The organism is Streptomyces sp. UNOB3_S3, from assembly GCF_020740895.1.
Classification (GTDB): domain Bacteria; phylum Actinomycetota; class Actinomycetes; order Streptomycetales; family Streptomycetaceae; genus Streptomyces.
The window spans coordinates 1-3,257 of record NZ_JAILXP010000555.1; the positions used below are offsets into that span (position 1 = coordinate 1).

General features: G+C 71.8%; 3 protein-coding genes. 1 reads left to right on the plus strand and 2 read right to left on the minus strand.

What is annotated here, in order from left to right; translation table 11 throughout:
• Window positions 1-171 precede the first annotated feature (171 nt).
• On the minus strand, window positions 172-849 hold the full coding sequence (locus tag K6I33_RS33485; protein WP_229358517.1) for a TrkA family potassium uptake protein: 678 nt from the start codon (window positions 847-849) through the stop codon (window positions 172-174).
• A complete protein-coding gene (locus tag K6I33_RS33490) occupies window positions 846-1,514 on the minus strand; it encodes a TrkA family potassium uptake protein (protein WP_229358519.1) in 669 nt (222 codons plus the stop codon). Before K6I33_RS33490 ends, K6I33_RS33485 begins: the two co-directional genes overlap by 4 nt.
• Before the next feature lie 571 nt (window positions 1,515-2,085).
• Here K6I33_RS33490 and K6I33_RS33495 point away from each other — a divergent pair.
• Window positions 2,086-3,257, plus strand: a 1,172-nt coding sequence (locus K6I33_RS33495; protein WP_229358521.1) for an ATP-binding protein, incomplete at its 3' end; no start/stop codon positions are given.

A 3,257-nucleotide genomic window follows, 5' to 3' on the forward strand; every position in this document is an offset into this window, starting at 1 on the left:
GTCGCCGCCGAACTCAACAGCCGCCCACGCAAAACGCTCGGCTGGGAAACCCCAGCCGAGCGCCTGCATAAACTGCTCGCCACCACACATCAGTGATCACGTGTTGCGACGACCGATGGAATCCGCCCGGTCCGCCGGGGGCCGTTCGCGTCGTCCAGACCGTGTACCGGCTCAGTCGGCAGCGCCCTCGCGGCGCACCGACAGCAGGTCCTCCAGCTGCTCCTCGCGGGCCGGGGCGGCCACGAACAGCAGCTCGTCGCCGGCCTCCAGCGCGTCCTCCCGGTTGGGGGTGAGCACGCGGTTGCCGCGGATGATGGTGACCAGGGAGGTGTCCTCCGGCCAGTCCACGTCGCCGACGCGGGTGCCGGCCAGCGCCGACTCCGGCGGCAGGGTGAGCTCGACGAGGTTGGCGTCGCCCTGGCTGAAGCGCAGCAGCCGCACCAGGTCGCCGACGCTCACGGCCTCCTCGACCAGCGCCGACATCAGACGCGGGGTGGAGACGGCGACGTCCACGCCCCAGGACTCGTTGAAGAGCCACTCGTTCTTGGGGTTGTTCACCCGGGCCACGACCCGGGGCACCCCGTACTCGGTCTTGGCGAGCAGCGAGACGACCAGGTTGACCTTGTCGTCACCGGTCGCGGCGATGACCACGTTGCAGCGCTGGAGCGCCGCCTCGTCGAGCGAGGTGATCTCGCAGGCGTCGGCCAGCAGCCACTCCGCCAGGGGCACCCGCTCCACCGAGATGGCCGAGGGGGCCTTGTCGATCAGCAGGACCTCGTGCCCGTTCTCCAGCAGCTCGCCCGCGATGGAACGACCCACCGCGCCCGCACCGGCAATGGCAACCCTCATCGGTGCGCCTCCTCAGGCCCCTGCGAGAAGGCCGCCTCGACCTTCTCGACCTCGTCGGTGCGCATCATCACGTGCACCAGATCGCCCTCCTGAAGCACCGTGGAGGACGTCGGCAGCATCGCCTCGCCCAGTCGGGTGAGGAACGCCACGCGCACCCCGGTCTCCTCCTGGAGGGCGCTCACCTTGTGGCCGACCCACGCCTCGGCGATGGGCACCTCGGCGAGCTGCACACCACCGCTGGGGTCGCGCCACAGCGGCTCCGCGCCCGACGGCAGCAGCCGCCGCAGCATCTGGTCGGCGGTCCACCGCACGGTGGCCACGGTCGGGATGCCGAGCCGCTGGTAGACCTCGGCACGGCGGGGGTCGTAGATACGGGCCGCCACGTTCTCGACGCCGAACATCTCCCGGGCCACCCGGGCCGCGATGATGTTGGAGTTGTCGCCGCTGCTCACGGCGGCGAAGGCGCCGGCCTCCTCGATGCCCGCCTCACGCAGCGTGTCCTGGTCGAAGCCGACGCCGGTCACCCGGCGCCCGCCGAACCCGGAGCCCAGACGACGGAAGGCCGTCGGGTCCTGGTCGATCACGGCGACCGTGTGGCCCTGCTGCTCAAGGGTCTGCGCGAGGGCCGAGCCCACTCGCCCGCACCCCATGATCACGATGTGCATTACGCCTGCCCCAAGCTCCGGACTACCGCGCTGACCTGCACCAACACCCTGCTCACAACTTTCTTCCTCGACTCACGCCCCCCGGGCGAGGGCCCGAGGGTACGACGCGATGTGCTCGATGGGAGTTTTGTCCGCACCGAGCGCATGCCACCACCGTATCCGCAACCCCCGGAGGACCGGTCGCCAGGACCTCCGACCGGGTCTGCCGGGGGTGCCGGGGGTCTGCCGGGGACCCCTCGCCACCCCCGGCCCGGCGGCGGGGACGGTGGGGGGTTCCGTACCCCACTCGCGGCCCCCGAACCGGCCCCGGACCGAATCCCGGACCGGTCCCGAAACCGGCCCCGGATCGGTCCTGAAACCGGCCCTGGACCGGTCCCGAATCGGGGTGACGTCAACCCCATCCTCTTGAAGGGGCGAAAGGGATGCGCAAGCATGTTCGGGACTCGTGACGGAGATCGGACGCAGGGTCATGTACGCGGTTAGGATGATCCGCGTATTCCGCTTCTGGACGGGACGTCAGGGTGCCGACCTGTCCCTCCGACCGCAAGCCCCCTTCGTCCAAGAGGAATTGATGTCTGATCACATATCCCAGGTGGTGATCTGGTGTCTGGTCGTGGCGGTGGCCGCGGTCGCGGTCCTGCTGACCCGTCAGCGCTCGATCACCGCCGGACTGCGCAGGCGCGTCGCCCAGCTGGAGGAGAGCGTCCAGGCACGTGACGAGGAGATCGGGCATCTGGTCGGTGTCCGGCTGCCCGCCGTCGCGGACGCCGTCAGCCAGGAGGTGCCGCTGCCCGGGCCGCTCGACGCGCGGCTCGCCGGCACCCTCTTCGCGCAGCGCCTCCAGGATGTGATGGACCTCTTCGCCCAGGCCGTGGAGAAGGCGCAGAGCCGGGCGGACCAGTCCGCGAAGGCCGCGCTCAAGGCGTCCATGCGCGCTCTCCAGGGCCTGGCGCACGAGCAGCAGCTGGCCATCTCGGAGATGCAGGAGCGGCACGACAACCCCGACGTCCTGCGCGATCTGCTGGAGATCGACCACGCCAACGCCCAGTTCGGCCGGCGCGCGCAGGCCATCGCCGTGCTCTGCGGCTCCTGGCCCGGCCGGCAGCGCGTCGCCTCCCCGCTGACCGACGTGGTCCGGGGCGCCACCTCCCGGATCCGTGACTACCGCCGCGTGCGGGTGCACGGCGGCCAGAACGAACTCGCCGTCGTCAGCCGGGTCGTCGAGCCCGTCGTCCTCGCCGTCGCCGAACTCCTCGACAACGCCGCCCGCCACTCCCAGCCCAACACCACCGTCGAGGTCAGCCTCCAGCCGGTGCACAACGGCGCGTGCGTCGTCATCGACGACGCGGGCGTGGGCATGGACGGCCGTGAGGTCCAGGAAGCCGTCGCCATGCTCTCCGGCCGGCGGGCGGTGGACGTCTCCCGGCTCGGCGACCCCCCGCAGTTCGGCTTCCCCGTGATCGGCGTGCTCGCCGCGCGCTACGGCTTCAGCGTCTCGGTCGACACCCGTTCGCCGTACGGCGGCGTCCGCGCCGTCCTGTTCCTGCCCTCCGCGCTGCTCACCCAGCTGGAGCTGGACGGGCCGAGCACGACGCCGCTGCGGGGGCGCGGCCGGGACGAGGAGTCACGGCGCACGCCGACCGTGCCCGCCCCGCGCGGCCCCTCCCGGCCGCACACCCGCCAGCCGGAACGCACCCATGCCCCGCAGGAGCCGCCCGCGTACGGCGGTGGCGCGGACCGGCC

What these genes read in the sequence shown, in the direction of transcription:
- K6I33_RS33485 (WP_229358517.1), bottom strand. Translation starts at nt 849, where the DNA reads ATGAGGGTTGCCATTGCCGGTGCGGGCGCGGTGGGTCGTTCCATCGCG.
- K6I33_RS33490 (WP_229358519.1), bottom strand. Translation starts at nt 1,514, where the DNA reads ATGCACATCGTGATCATGGGGTGCGGGCGAGTGGGCTCGGCCCTCGCG.